The 13,786-nt window shown below is 35.7% G+C and carries 17 protein-coding genes; 10 read left to right on the forward strand and 7 right to left on the reverse strand.

What is annotated here, in order from left to right; translation table 11 throughout:
* The 4 genes from DDD_RS07160 to ahcY form a co-directional block, all read right to left on the reverse strand.
* Positions 1 to 366 carry a VOC family protein gene (locus DDD_RS07160; RefSeq protein ID WP_322785953.1) on the reverse strand — a complete coding sequence of 122 codons (366 nt, stop codon included), beginning with the start codon at positions 364 to 366 and terminating at the stop codon, positions 1 to 3.
* Positions 363 to 719 (reverse strand): hypothetical protein, encoded by a 357-nt coding sequence (locus DDD_RS07165; RefSeq protein WP_015362137.1) that lies wholly within the window; start codon positions 717 to 719, stop codon positions 363 to 365. Before DDD_RS07165 ends, DDD_RS07160 begins: the two co-directional genes overlap by 4 nt.
* Positions 720 to 866: 147 nt before the next feature.
* Positions 867 to 1,085, reverse strand: coding sequence for a hypothetical protein (locus tag DDD_RS07170; RefSeq protein WP_041567012.1), 219 nt, complete (start codon positions 1,083 to 1,085; stop codon positions 867 to 869).
* A gap of 119 nt (positions 1,086 to 1,204) precedes the next feature.
* Positions 1,205 to 2,521 carry an adenosylhomocysteinase gene (gene ahcY / locus DDD_RS07175; protein ID WP_015362139.1) on the reverse strand — a complete coding sequence of 439 codons (1,317 nt, stop codon included), beginning with the start codon at positions 2,519 to 2,521 and terminating at the stop codon, positions 1,205 to 1,207.
* A 112-nt stretch (positions 2,522 to 2,633) separates the two neighbouring features.
* Here ahcY and DDD_RS07180 point away from each other — a divergent pair, with 112 nt between their 5' ends.
* The 10 genes from DDD_RS07180 to DDD_RS07225 all read left to right on the forward strand — a co-directional run bounded on the left by DDD_RS07180 (position 2,634) and on the right by DDD_RS07225 (position 10,032).
* Positions 2,634 to 3,269, forward strand: a complete 636-nt coding sequence (locus DDD_RS07180) for a 4'-phosphopantetheinyl transferase family protein (RefSeq protein WP_015362140.1) — start codon at positions 2,634 to 2,636, stop codon at positions 3,267 to 3,269.
* The gene (locus DDD_RS07185; protein WP_015362141.1) at positions 3,262 to 3,993 is read left to right on the forward strand and encodes a geranylgeranylglyceryl/heptaprenylglyceryl phosphate synthase; all 732 of its coding nucleotides are present in this window, start codon (positions 3,262 to 3,264) and stop codon (positions 3,991 to 3,993) included. Before DDD_RS07180 ends, DDD_RS07185 begins: the two co-directional genes overlap by 8 nt.
* 29 nt (positions 3,994 to 4,022) lie before the next feature.
* Positions 4,023 to 4,283, forward strand: coding sequence for a hypothetical protein (locus DDD_RS07190; protein ID WP_015362142.1), 261 nt, complete (start codon positions 4,023 to 4,025; stop codon positions 4,281 to 4,283).
* Positions 4,283 to 4,912 carry a nicotinamide riboside transporter PnuC gene (pnuC, locus tag DDD_RS07195; protein ID WP_015362143.1) on the forward strand — a complete coding sequence of 210 codons (630 nt, stop codon included), beginning with the start codon at positions 4,283 to 4,285 and terminating at the stop codon, positions 4,910 to 4,912. Before DDD_RS07190 ends, pnuC begins: the two co-directional genes overlap by 1 nt.
* Positions 4,873 to 5,430 carry an AAA family ATPase gene (locus DDD_RS07200; protein WP_015362144.1) on the forward strand — a complete coding sequence of 186 codons (558 nt, stop codon included), beginning with the start codon at positions 4,873 to 4,875 and terminating at the stop codon, positions 5,428 to 5,430. Before pnuC ends, DDD_RS07200 begins: the two co-directional genes overlap by 40 nt.
* Positions 5,431 to 6,984, forward strand: a complete 1,554-nt coding sequence (locus tag DDD_RS07205; RefSeq protein WP_015362145.1) for a DUF4301 family protein — start codon at positions 5,431 to 5,433, stop codon at positions 6,982 to 6,984.
* Positions 6,984 to 7,382 (forward strand): alternative ribosome rescue aminoacyl-tRNA hydrolase ArfB, encoded by a 399-nt coding sequence (arfB, locus tag DDD_RS07210; protein WP_015362146.1) that lies wholly within the window; start codon positions 6,984 to 6,986, stop codon positions 7,380 to 7,382. Before DDD_RS07205 ends, arfB begins: the two co-directional genes overlap by 1 nt.
* 230 nt (positions 7,383 to 7,612) lie before the next feature.
* The gene (locus DDD_RS07215; RefSeq protein ID WP_041567013.1) at positions 7,613 to 7,948 is read left to right on the forward strand and encodes a hypothetical protein; all 336 of its coding nucleotides are present in this window, start codon (positions 7,613 to 7,615) and stop codon (positions 7,946 to 7,948) included.
* Positions 7,949 to 7,964: 16 nt separating this feature from the next.
* A complete protein-coding gene (locus DDD_RS07220) occupies positions 7,965 to 9,044 on the forward strand; it encodes an isoaspartyl peptidase/L-asparaginase family protein (protein WP_015362147.1) in 1,080 nt (359 codons plus the stop codon).
* 226 nt (positions 9,045 to 9,270) lie between these two features.
* Complete coding sequence (locus DDD_RS07225; protein ID WP_015362148.1) at positions 9,271 to 10,032, forward strand: exodeoxyribonuclease III; 762 nt, start codon at positions 9,271 to 9,273, stop codon at positions 10,030 to 10,032.
* Positions 10,033 to 10,111: 79 nt separating this feature from the next.
* On the opposite strand, the gene rsmI is transcribed toward DDD_RS07225, so the two are convergent.
* The 3 genes from rsmI to DDD_RS07240 all read right to left on the reverse strand — a co-directional run bounded on the left by rsmI (position 10,112) and on the right by DDD_RS07240 (position 13,779).
* Positions 10,112 to 10,795: a 16S rRNA (cytidine(1402)-2'-O)-methyltransferase gene (gene rsmI / locus DDD_RS07230; RefSeq protein WP_015362149.1), complete on the reverse strand. Its 684-nt coding sequence runs from the start codon at positions 10,793 to 10,795 to the stop codon at positions 10,112 to 10,114.
* A gap of 144 nt (positions 10,796 to 10,939) precedes the next feature.
* Positions 10,940 to 12,406, reverse strand: coding sequence for an MBOAT family O-acyltransferase (locus DDD_RS07235; protein WP_015362151.1), 1,467 nt, complete (start codon positions 12,404 to 12,406; stop codon positions 10,940 to 10,942).
* A complete protein-coding gene (locus DDD_RS07240; RefSeq protein ID WP_015362152.1) occupies positions 12,403 to 13,779 on the reverse strand; it encodes a LysM peptidoglycan-binding domain-containing protein in 1,377 nt (458 codons plus the stop codon). Before DDD_RS07240 ends, DDD_RS07235 begins: the two co-directional genes overlap by 4 nt.
* Between the last annotated feature and the right edge of the window lie 7 nt (positions 13,780 to 13,786).

A 13,786-nucleotide genomic window follows, 5' to 3' on the forward strand; every position in this document is an offset into this window, starting at 1 on the left:
TTATTTAAACTTGCCTATATGCCATAATATCCCGCTAGGGTCGTGAACGAAAAACTCATCACCCCAGCCATTATAGTGTATCTTGGAAATCCTTACCGTAAGAAATCGATCAGTTAAATTTTTATCTAAAACCGCTTCTCTAAACGAGTCTACATCTTTTACTTCCAGAAATAACATAGAATTATCTACCCAATCTTTTACATAGGCATCTTGCAGATAAAAACCGAACTTGCCTATTTTGAAGTATGACATCGTTTCTGAAGTAATCACTTCTTCAAATCCGACTTCTTTATAAAAAGCTCTGGATTCTTTAAAATCCCTAGCGCCTATGAAAGGTTTTATGGAAAGCACTTGTTTATCCATCATTTCGCAAGACCGGCACGACCTAATTCTACTATGAGAGAATCACAAAAGGCACCTTCTTCTAGCTCTCCTATATTAGCTATTTGAATGGTATACACATCAGAAAATCCAGTTTGATCAACGATTGAAGTGTCACGCAAGGTATTTAAACTATTAACTAATCTAGATATTGACCAGTCGTTCATTTTAATGGAGTCTGCAGTAATTTTAAGACCTGCTTTTCCATATACTCCAGCGGCATTTCCACCTTCTATAAAACCGCTTAGACTAGGTGTAGAAATTTCTTTTTTAGGAAAATCTGTAGTGCAGGACGTTAGAATAGCAGCAACAAATAGAACAATTAAAAAGGGTCTCATGTGTGTGAAATATTTAGGAATAACGAAGATAAAGTTTCTTTATTCTAATACCTATTTAGATTAAAATGGAATGCTAAAAATAATTCCATAAAAAATCCCGATAAAATGACTTTCACTTTATCGGGATTTTTACAAAAATTTAGACTATTATGTTCTAATACCTTTAAGACGCTTCTCAATCTTTTGCTTTTTTGCTGTAAGCAATTTCATAAGATCCATTAATTCTTCGTCTTTTGTTTCTTTGTAAACTTCATTGATGCCTAGAATAAGCTCTTTTGCTTTTCTCGATGAATGCACTCTGTCGCTTGTCGACATATTGCTCATAGATGCTCCTAGCCATTCATTTGCGTCTTTTATTATATCCATTTGTTGTTTAATTTAATTTCGCTTTCGCGAAAGCGTAACCATTAAAATTCAATTACGATGCCAAAAGGTAACTTATTTTTTAATATTACCTAATAAAACATCAAGAATTTTGGAAATTCTTAATATCTGTAATATTCTGGCTTAAAAGGACCTTCTACTTTTACTCCAATATATTCAGCTTGATCGCTCTTCAATTCAGTAAGCTCAGCTCCCATTCTTTCTAGGTGTAGTGCAGCTACTTTTTCATCAAGATGCTTAGGTAACATGTAAACCTCATTCTCATAAGCATCTCTATTATTCCAAAGCTCGATTTGCGCAAGAGTCTGGTTTGTAAAAGAGTTACTCATTACAAAACTTGGGTGACCTGTAGCACAACCTAAGTTTACTAAACGACCTTCGGCAAGTAAGATAATATCTTTACCATTGATAGTATATTTATCAACTTGTGGCTTGATCTCAACTTTAGTGTCACCATGGTTAGTATTCAAGTAAGCAACATCTATCTCATTATCAAAGTGACCGATGTTACAAACGATTACTTTATCTCTCATTGCTTCAAAGTGCTCACCTCTAATGATGTCTTTGTTACCGGTAGTGGTAATTACAATATCTGCATTACCTACCACGCTCTCTAACTTCTTTACTTCAAAACCGTCCATTACAGCTTGTAATGCACAAATAGGATCAATTTCAGTTACTGTAACTATTGACCCAGCACCTTTAAAAGAAGCTGCTGTTCCTTTTCCTACATCTCCATAACCACAAACAACTACACGCTTTCCAGCAAGCATCGTATCAGTAGCACGACGTACTGCATCTACTGCACTTTCACGACATCCATATTTGTTATCAAACTTAGACTTAGTTACTGAATCGTTTACGTTGATTGCTGGCATCACTAAAGTACCATTCTTCATACGCTCATACAATCTGTGTACTCCTGTAGTTGTTTCTTCAGAAAGACCGTTAATTCCTTCAGCTAGCTCTGGGAACTCATCAAAAACCATGTTAGTTAAATCTCCACCATCGTCAAGAATCATGTTCAACGGCTTTCGATCTTCTCCAAAGAAAAGAGTTTGCTCAATACACCAGTTAAATTCTTCTTCGTTCATACCTTTCCAAGCATAAACTGGGATTCCAGCAGCAGCTATTGCAGCAGCAGCATGATCCTGAGTAGAAAAGATGTTACAAGAAGACCAAGTAACGTCTGCTCCTAAAGCAACAAGAGTTTCTATAAGTACCGCAGTTTGTATAGTCATGTGAAGACATCCAGCAATGCGAGCTCCTTTAAGAGGCTGCTCGTTTTTGTACTCTTCTCTTAATGACATAAGACCTGGCATTTCTGCTTCGGCAAGTTGTATTTCTAGACGTCCGTACTCTGCAAGGGACATATCTTTCACTTTGTACGGTACGTAAGGAACTGTTTTTGTGCTCATAAACTTATTGTTTTGGTATGTCAGTCGTTGATAGTATTAGAAATCAACAATTTAAATACCGTTTTATTTATTAAATTGCGGCTGCAAACCTACAAAAAATCAACCGATTTTTATGCCCCTTTTTAAATCCATTAACAACCGAGAAAATACGCAGGTATTTGTCTGGAAAATAACAGAGTCTGAAGCCTTTTTAAGAACAGGAATTGAACTTTCTGAAAACTCAAAAAATAGGCTTTTTACTATGAGCTCAGAATTGCACAGACGTGGATTTTTAAGCATCCGTCATTTATTAATACATGCAGGTTACACAGATTTAGATTTATATTATTCTGAGCATGGAAAACCTCATCTTACTGATGATAAATACATTTCCATAACTCATAGCTTTGAATTTACCGCTATTATTATAAGCGATGTTCCTATAGGGATCGACATAGAGAAACAACGTGAAAAAATAAAACGCATCGCCACTAAATTCATAGGATACGAAGAAGATTTCATAAATGCACTTGAAGATCCAGTAAAAGAATTAACTGTAATTTGGGGCGCAAAAGAATCGATGTACAAATTATATGGTAAAAAAGGCTTAGGATTTAAAGCACATTGTCTCGTAGCATGTTTTAAAATGGCAGCCTTGCAAACAGTTGCACGTATAGTTTATGAAGAGGACAATTTAAAATTTGACGTGTATTTTGAAGAGGTAGAAAATTTCATGCTAGCTTATGTAATTCCCTCTAGGAATGAATAATATTCTTAAAAGGATTGCACTAGCAAACCGTAATCTTGCCATTCTTATTGATCCAGAAAAAATGAAGGTGGATGCTATTTCCGCTTTCGCGAAAGCGGTTATGCCAACTATTTCTACACTTGAAAACCAGCTACAAATTGATCAATTTTATTTTCTGGTAGGTGGCAGTACTATGGAGAACGTTGATTTTGAAAAGTGGATCATTACTTTGAAAGAAAACACACATATACCGATCGTTATCTTCCCTGGCTCAAGTAAACAGCTTTCTGAAGACGCACACGGCATATTGTTTCTCAACCTCTTATCTGGACGTAATCCAGAATACTTAGTAGAGCAACAACTTCAAGCTGCTCAAAAATTAAAGAATACCAGCTTAGAAGTTCTTCCTACAGGTTATTTGCTGCTTGATGGCGGCAAAGAAACAGCGGTACAACGTATTTCTAGAACAAAGCCACTGAATCAAAATCAAATTTCAACCATTGTAAACCATGCTTATGCTGCACAACTGATGGGAAACAGATTGATCTATCTAGAAGCCGGAAGTGGAGCTACCCATCCAGTTTCTGCTGAAATTGTGCACGAAGTGAGTAAGCAAATAAATATTCCTTTAATAGTTGGTGGCGGATTGAGAACTATGCATCAAATAGAAGAAACCTTCAACGCTGGGGCAAAAATGGTTGTTATAGGAACGGCTATCGAGGAAGATATCAGTTGGAATGGCTAGTTTTGTAATGTTATAAAAAGAGAAATAGAATGAAAGCATCCATTGAACTGACCATGTCACCCCTTCAAGACGATTATGAGCAACACATCATTAATTTTATAAAAAGACTACGCGACTCAGAATTTACGGTATTAGAGAATCCGCTGGCAACTCAAATTTATGGAGAGTTTACTTCTATGATGTCTTTTCTTACTCAAGAAATGGAACGAAGCATGGAAGAAACTAAAGCGGTACTTTTTTACATGAAAGTGGTAAAAACAGACCGTCATGATTATGAACCATTTTTTTAATGGAGGTTTTTGAGTTTATTTTTGGCCAGTATCGTGATTATAGTAGTTCCCATATTGTTTTAGAACTTGTTGCAATTGCAGCAAGTATTATTAGTGTTTATTTTTCTTTTAAGAACAGTGTTTTAGTATTTCCTTTTGGAATAATGAGCACTCTGATATTTGTTTATTTATTATTTCAATGGAATTTATTGGGCGATATGGTAATTAACGCCTACTATTTTATAATGAGTATATATGGATGGTATTACTGGTTGCATGGAGGAATTCATGAGGAGCATAAACCTATTACCATTGTATTAAAAAAAGAATGGATCAGTTCTTTTGCCGTTTTTAGTAGTACCGCAATTGCGATCTATTTATTATACTTTTTTACAGAAAGACTTGAAAGTTGGATCTCCTACGTAGACATGATAACTACCGGTATTTTCTTTGTAGGAATGTGGTTAATGGCTCGTAGAAAATTAGAACATTGGCTCGTACTAGGTCTTGGAAATCTTATTTCTATACCACTATATTTTTATAAAGGTTACAGTTTTAGCGCTATTCTATATATTTTGTTATTGATTTTTGCCATCTTCGGCTTCTTACAATGGAAAAAATACCTCAACAGAAAACCTTTGACGGTTTAAAAATAGTCCTATATGGGCCAGAGAGTACTGGTAAAAGTACACTTGCACTGCAACTTGCTAGATATTTCAACACTGTAACAGTAGAGGAGTTTGCTCGAGATTATTTGCAAGAAAAATATGACGTTACTGGTGAAATATGCGCTTATGAAGATTTACTACCCATCGCCATAGGACAGCGACTAGCAGAGAATAATGCTGTTTTAAAAGCAAACAAATTTCTTTTTTGTGATACAGATGCTCTAGAAACCTACATATATTCTCATGCTTATTTTGACAGAGCACCAACTGAACTCAAAGAAGCTGTAAGAAAAAGCGATTATGACTTATATTTACTTCTTGATGTCGATGTCGATTGGACTCCAGATGATTTGAGAGACAAGCCAGACGACAGGAACGACATGTTTCAACTGTTTGAAAAAGGATTGCGAGAATTTGAAAAAAGCTATGCGATCATTAATGGAACAGGTAAAATGCGATTTAAGAATGCTTTAAAGGCGATTGAAAATTTGACTGACTAAATGAATCTTACAAATAAACAAAAAGAGCAATTAGAGAAAAAAGGAATTTCCGAAGAGCTTCTTATTTCCCAATTAGAACGGTTCAAAAAAGGCTTTCCCGTCGTAAAACTAGATCGTCCAGCAAAAGTTAATGACGGTATTGTGCCTTTAAAAGATTTATCACTTGAAAAACTGATCAATCATTATGAAGAGCATGTTTCAAACTTAAGTCTGATCAAATTTGTTCCTGCGAGTGGCGCTGCTACACGTATGTTCAAGTTTCTACATGAACTACTCAATAATTTTGATCCACAAGAAGATTCTTTAAATAGTTATATCAATAGTAATAAAGCACAAGAATTGTTTACTTTTTTTGTAGCAATGGAAAAATTTCCATTCTATAATGCTGTTATTAAATCTTTGAAAAGCAAACATAAAGATTGGTTATCTAAGCCGTTTCAAGCAAAGAAACTTCTTTTCATTGAAGAAATGTTACTAGAAGATGGTTTTAATTTTGCGGCTATGCCTAAAGGCCTTGTTCCTTTTCACAAATACAAAGACCATACAGCAACAGCCTTTGAAGAACACTTATTTGAAGCCTGTATTTATGCAAAAAGTGAAGGTGTAGCTCGTTTACACTTTACCATTGCACCTGCATTTAAAGATCATTTCTCTGATGAGTTTGCTCGTATCCAGGAAATAGTTGAGCGCAAAACAAATGCTACATTCGATATCAGTTTCTCTTACCAGTCTTCAAGTACCGATACAATAGCCGTTAATCAAGATAATGAAGCCATTGTTTTAGAAGATGGCTGTTTGTTTTTTCGTCCTGCTGGACATGGAGCTTTATTAGAAAATTTAAATCAGCTGGATGCAGATTTAATATTTATAAAGAATATTGATAATGTTACTACCTCTGCCCATGAACAAGAGATAGGGCGTTATAAAAAAATATTAGCAGGTTATCTTCTCAAGGTTCAAGAACAGGTTTTTGAATATTTGCAGCTTTTAAAATCTGGAACAGTAGATACAGCAATAAAGTCTGATATAGAAGAATTTCTAACACAACAATTAGATGCAGTACTACCTAGCGGTTATCAAAAATATGCACCAGAATATCAGTTAGAGTATTTGTTTAATCAGCTCAATAGACCTTTGCGCGTTTGCGGAATGGTAAAAAATGAAGGAGAGCCAGGTGGAGGACCGTTTTGGGTAGTCAATAATAAAGGAGAGCATTCTCTTCAAATCGTAGAAAGCGCTCAAATCGATACCAATAATAAAAAGCAAAAGGAAATTGCCAAAAAAGCCACTCATTTTAACCCAGTAGACCTTATTTGTAGTGTGCGAGATTATCAAGGAAACAAGTTTGATTTAATGAAGTATTGCGATCCAGAGACTGGATTTATTACCTATAAAACACGTAATGGTAGAAAGATTAAAGCCCAAGAACTTCCTGGCTTATGGAATGGTGGTATGGCTTGCTGGAATACCGTGTTTGTTGAAGTGCCATTAGAAACTTTCAATCCAGTAAAAACAGTAAATGACTTACTGAAATCTGCTCACCAATTGAATTAATGAACGTAGAGCTATTACATAAAGAAGTTCAGTATAAAGCAGTGGCGAGTAGTGGTCCAGGTGGTCAAAACGTCAATAAAGTAGCCACAAAAGTACAGCTGTATTTTGATGTTTTGAATAGTCTCGCTTTCGCGAAAGCGGAACAAGAAAGAATCATTAACAAATTGCAAAACCAACTAACTAAAGAAGGATTTGTGATCATAGGTTGTCAGGAGTCAAGAAGTCAAGCGAAAAACAAGGAGTTAGCATTTAAAAAACTAATCAACCTCTTATCGCAAGCGGCTCAAAAGCCTAAAATCAGGAAAAAAAGGACGATTCCAAAAGCCGTAAAACGTAAACGACTTAACGATAAGAAAAAACAAAGCGAGAAAAAAAAGGATCGTAATTTTAAGTATTAAACTTTATTCTCATGAGGTCTTTTTATCTTTTATTATTGCTTTTCCCCATATTTAGCTATGGTCAAACTGAGAATAACTTAGAAGCTGAGATTGTGTCAAAAATAGAACAGAATTGGAGCAAGCCAATTAATTCTACAAATTGGGGTCTAGGGGCACAGAAAGCGTTTTTTATCGAGATTGGACAATAATGGTTATACAATAAACCTAATGGATCTGAATTCTATTATAATATGAAACAATACTCCATAAATCTAGAGTACTCACCTTCATTAGATTCTGACATCAATCAAACATTAGGATTAAAAATAAGTTACGATCGTTACATCAGTATATTAACTTTAGGAATTGATGTCAAACCATTAACTAGTTTTGATCAGTCTACTGTCTTTTTAACTCCTAAAATTGGTTTCAACATATACGGATGGTTTCATCTTAGTTATGGAAGAAATATAAACTTAACCAATATTAATCTAAGAAATATAGGAGAGAATATGTTAATTTTAAAAATCTTAAATAACCACCCTTTAAGTAGTGGATATGACAGATCTCCTAAAGTAAGTTTTTAATCTAATTCACAAAAAAATGAAGTTTATATCTTATTTATTTCTCGCTTTTATTCTTTTAAGCTGTAATCAAACTAAAGAAATTACTGAAGACACTGATAGTATAGAAACGGATGTCAAAGCAGAAATTACCAACCAATTTGCCATTGTAATTCATGGCGGCGCCGGAACAATAAAAAAGGAGAATATGACGCCAGAGTTGGAGGCTCAATACAATGCAAAACTTACTGAAGCTATAAAAGCGGGACATGAAATTCTGGCAAATGGTGGTGATGCCATGGATGCGGTAGAAGCTAGCATACGTATTATGGAAAATTCGCCACTTTTCAATTCTGGGAAAGGTGCGGTTTTTACTCATGATGGAATTAACTCGTTAGATGCAAGTTTTATGGATGGCAAAACTTTAAATGCAGGAGCTATAGCTGGTGTTACCACGGTAAAGAATCCTATTTCACTAGCTAGAAAAGTAATGACCGATTCAGAACACGTGCTATTAAGCGGTGAAGGAGCAGATGCCTTTGCAAAATCATTACAAGATGATAGTATAGAAATAGTAGATAACAAGTACTTCTTTACAGAAAACAGATACCAATCGTTAAAGCGTGTTCTAGAAAGAGAAAAAGCTAAAGACCAAAAAACAGCTGCTGTTCTAGAGCTAGAAGATCCGTTTTTGAAGGATTCCAAATATGGGACTGTAGGTTGCGTAGCATTAGATAAGAACGGTAACATTGCAGCAGGAACTAGTACTGGTGGAATGACCAACAAAAAATATGGACGCATAGGTGATTCTCCTATTATAGGAAGTGGTACGTATGCCAATAATAAAACCTGTGGCGTTTCCAGCACTGGACATGGAGAATATTTTATAAGAGCTCAAGTCGCTTATGATATAAGTGCATTAATGGAATATGGAGGCAAAACCCTTAAAGAGGCAACCGAAGAAGTAATTCAAGAGAAGCTGGTTAATTTAGGAGGAACTGGTGGTATCGTTGCACTTGATCATTTGGGGAATATTTCCATGGAATTTAACACCGCTGGAATGTACAGAGCTATGATGGACGATCAAGGTGAGCTTACTGTTGGGATGTATAAGGAGTAATGAGCTGTGAGTTTGTGAGTTTGTGAGTTTGTGAGAAAAATGAAAATTCTGAAATAAACTCACAAGAAAAAGCGGAATTAATTCCGCTAAATAAAAAGAACGCCGTGAGGCGACAAAATTATCCATAGCGGCGGACTTCAGTCCGCTGGTAATGTCAGTAGAAATGCAAGAGAAAAATTCGGAATGCATTCCTTTTTTTTGGAAATAAAAATTGAAAAAGAAATAAATGAAAATCATATCCTATAACGTAAACGGCATACGCGCCGCGATGAAAAAAGACTTTATCAAATGGTTAATTGCTGCAAATCCAGATGTGCTTTGCCTACAAGAGATAAAAGCTCAAAAAGACCAAGTGGATACAGAGGCTTTTACAGCTGCTGGATATGAATACCAGTATTATTACAGTGCACAAAAAAAAGGCTATTCAGGAACGGCGATTATTTCTAAAATAAAACCAGATCATGTAGAGTATGGAACTGGAATAGAAACCATGGATTTTGAAGGTAGAAACATCAGGGCAGACTTTGGAGATATATCTGTAATGTCCATGTATTTACCTAGCGGTACAAATGATGCTCGATTGAGTTTTAAATTTGAATACATGGAGCAATTTCTAGAGTATACTAAAGAATTGCGCAAAGAGCATCCTAACTTAATTGTTTGTGGCGATTATAACATCTGTCATAAAGCTATTGACATTCATGATCCAGTAAGATTGAAAAATACCTCAGGTTTCTTACCAGAAGAACGCGAGTGGATGGATCGATTTGTAGAAAGCGGATTCGTAGATGCTTTTAGAATGTTTAATGATCAACCAGATCAATACTCATGGTGGAGTTATCGTGGTGGTTCAAGAGCAAGAAACAAAGGATGGCGATTAGACTACCACATGGTAAACGCGCCTTTAAAAGACCGAGTAAAAAGATCAGTCATTTTAAGTGAGGCAGTACATAGTGATCACTGTCCAGTTATGGTGGAGATAGGATAGTTTTCAACGACATTACGATCTTAATGGCAGATCCCAGATAAATTAGGAATAGGCTTTTAAGAAAATAAAATAGTTATTACTACCCAATTTTCTGGGAAATCATTCCTCCCAAAACCACAACAAACTCACCTTTAGGTTTTTTGTGTTCAAAATGAGCGATGGCTTCGGTAACAGTTCCTCTAAAATGCTCTTCGTACAGTTTAGTAATTTCACGTGATATAGAAACTTGTCGCTCCTCACCATAGTGCGTTTTAAAGTCGGCTAGAGTTTTTAATAATTTATGAGGCGATTCATAAAAAACGATAGTTCTGGTTTCTTCTTTTAGAAATTCAAGTCGTTTCTGCCTTCCCTTTTTTACTGGTAAGAATCCTTCAAAAATAAACTTATCGCATGGCAATCCAGAAACGGTTAGTGCAGGAACAAAAGCAGTCGCTCCAGGAAGTGACTCTACAGTAACTTCATTTTCTATTAATTTGCGAGTAAGTAAAAAACCAGGATCGCTTATCCCTGGAGAACCAGCGTCGGTTATTAAAGCCATTGTTTCTCCGGCTTTGATCCTTTTTACAATCGAATCACTAATTTTATGTTCATTATGCATGTGATAAGAAAGCATAGGAGTAGCGATCTCATAATGTTGCAATAATTTACCACTTGTCCGTGTGTCTTCAGCAAGAATAAGGTCCACCTCTTTCAGTATTTCAACACCACGATAAGTCATGTCTTTTAAATTACCGATGGGCGTAGGAACAAGGTAAAGTTTCATAGATGCGATATATAATGCAAAGATAAAGAAGTAGGGCTGGAGTAAAAGCACAAGCAGGTGAACTTGAATAGGTAAGAAGTTTATTTTTTTCTCGCTTTCGCGAAAGCGGAATAAGTACCATCTTCATCCAGCATTCCTTTCTTTTTAAAATTGAAAATATATAAACGGCTGTACCTCGCTACTAGCCGTCGCACTGATGATCCAGATGGTGGCAGCAAAAAGAACCACCTTGCCTACAACTGGGATTCTATGAAAATTTAAGAGCTGTTGATCTTGCCATTTTTGTGGTATAAAATGCCATAAAAAACCTATGAGCATGATGATGGCTACATTTTGATATCCAGCAATGACGCTCCACCAGTTTTGTGGGCTCCATTCTAGCATACCGATATTATCAATGATATTTAAAGCATTAGTAAAGTCTGAGGCTCTAAAAAAGATCCAGCAAAACGCTACAAAATGAAAAGTGAGAATACCAGCGATTAGTTTTAATGCGATATTTTTACTAGTCCATTTAGGAATGTTGAACGCTTTTTCTACGGCAAGAACACTTCCATGCATTGCGCCCCAAAGAACAAACTTCCATGATGCACCGTGCCATAAACCACCTAATAGCATGGTCATAAAAAGGTTAAAGTAAGTGCGCAGTTTTCCTTTGCGATTACCACCCATAGAAATATAAAGATAATCACGCAGCCAGCCCGATAGCGAGATGTGCCACCTGCGCCAGAATTCGGTCACGCTGATGCTTTGGTATGGCGTTCTAAAGTTGGGCGGTAACTGAAAGCCGAGTAGCAACGCTAGTCCAATTGCAATATCTGAATAACCGGAGAAATCGCAATAAATCTGTAGTGTATAACCATAAACGGCAAGCAAATTCTCAAAAGCGGTGTAGTTATCTGGAAAATTAAAAACTCGATCTACAAAATTGACGCTTATGTAATCTGATATCACGGCTTTTTTTATCAAGCCGCCTATGATGAGGTAAAAAGCATAACTCAATTCTTTTTTTGTGAGGTACAGTTTTTCATAGATCTGCGGAATGAAGTCTTTTGCTCTTACAATAGGACCAGCAACTAATTGTGGGAAGAAGGAAACAAAAAACATAAAATCCCATACATTTCTAGCAGGCTCTAATTCTCTTCTATAAATATCTATCGTGTAAGACATGGTCTGGAAAGTGTAGAAAGAGATTCCTATAGGTAAAAAGATCGTGTCAAAACTTAGATCACCAGAGAAGAGAGCGTTGAAGTTTTCGGTTAGAAAGCCGGTATATTTAAAATAAGCAAGGACGCCTAGATTGATAACACAAGATAAGACGAGTAACCATTTTCTAGTGCCCGTTTTTTTACTCTTGTAAATTAAATCTGAGATGTAAAAGTCTACGAAAGAAGAGAATATGAGTAATAAAAAGTAGATACCACTGCACTTATAATAAAAGAACAAAGAGAAAGCGATGACATAAAGAATTCGCAACCTGCGTACATCTTTCAATAAAATATAAATAAAGAAAAAGGCCAAAAACAGATACAAAAAAGCCTCGCTGTTAAACAGTAGAGGTTTTTGTGGATCATAACTGAGCCAGTCCCATATTACATTCCACTCTATCATTTCTTATAATCGTTGTAAGAGTTAAGTAAAGATTCCACGAGCAATTGTGCTTGTAACTGATAGCCTTTTTCTAAAAAATGAATTTTATCTTTAGAGGTCAATTTTGCTGCATACCAGTCAGGCATTGCTGCGCTGGTTTTAGTAACAGCATGAAGGTCATAAAAAGCCCACGAATTTAAATTTGCAAAAACTCCCATTTCATAAGCATAAACTGTAGCTGTGGAATTGATATTTTTACCATTCTTCATTGATGGTGGTGGAGAAGTTAACAACACACTTCCAGTCATTCCTCGTTTGATCATCTCGCGATTAAAAACATCCATGTCTTTCTTAAGCTGTTGCTCTGTATAATTATCATAGAAACTTTCATTAGTGCCCAAAGAAATGATAATAAGATCAGGATTTAAAGAAGCAAGTTGATCAAAGAATCGTGGGAATTTATTGTAATCACTAAATTTTGTTCCATTTACTCCTATAGCATGAAATTGAATTCCTTTTTTACCAGTACTTAAGAGTAAACCATCTAAAACATACTTGGACGCTTTTTCATTAGCTTTTATATACAATTTTGTAGTTCCAGCAGGAATTTGATAAGCGGTACCATCTTTAGTAGATAGATTAGTAAACGCTGCATCGTTTATTTTTTTACTTTCAGATGCGCCTGTAGGTATTTTAATAGACTGTCCTGCGTTAAGACGCGTATTTTTCATGCCGTTAACTCGTTGAATCGCTGTTACCGTCGTATTAAATTTACTCGCTATTTTACCTAAATAATCACCGCTCTTGATTTTATAGATTTTGGTTGTAGTTATTTGTTCTATAAGTTGGTTTTGATCGCTGGTACAAATGACAAAGCGTTCTGGATGTTGCGATATGATTCGTATCTCGTTAATCGGTTCTAATGAATCGCTTAAATTCATTTCTAATACGAAATTAGCATCTGTAGTTTCTAGATTGATACCACTTAAACCTACGTCATCGCTGCCATCACTTTTCACATTGCGCACTGCTTTCCACTCGCTGTTGGTTTTAAATTTTACGTCAATTGCGCCATTAGTTTTTGCAACTCGATAGGGGAAAACAAAACCGCGTCCTGCATTTCCAAATTTAGATTGCAATCCTTGTCTAATGTATTGTGGAAAATAGGGTCCTTGAACATGAGAATCTCCTATTTGAACTACAGTTAATTTTTCTCTGGTACCACTTTCTAGTTCTTCAACTTTTTTATAAAAATCATCTAAAAACTGAACGTTTTTGATTTCTTGAAAATCACGATCGATAAGCAATGGATTGATTTGCAGGTCGGCAATTTCTTGCGCAAAAGCAACTGTTGTCATGGAGCTTATGAGAAGGATAAAAAAACTTTTGATCATGAATGGT

The organism is Nonlabens dokdonensis DSW-6 (assembly GCF_000332115.1).
In the GTDB taxonomy this organism is placed as follows: domain Bacteria; phylum Bacteroidota; class Bacteroidia; order Flavobacteriales; family Flavobacteriaceae; genus Nonlabens; species Nonlabens dokdonensis.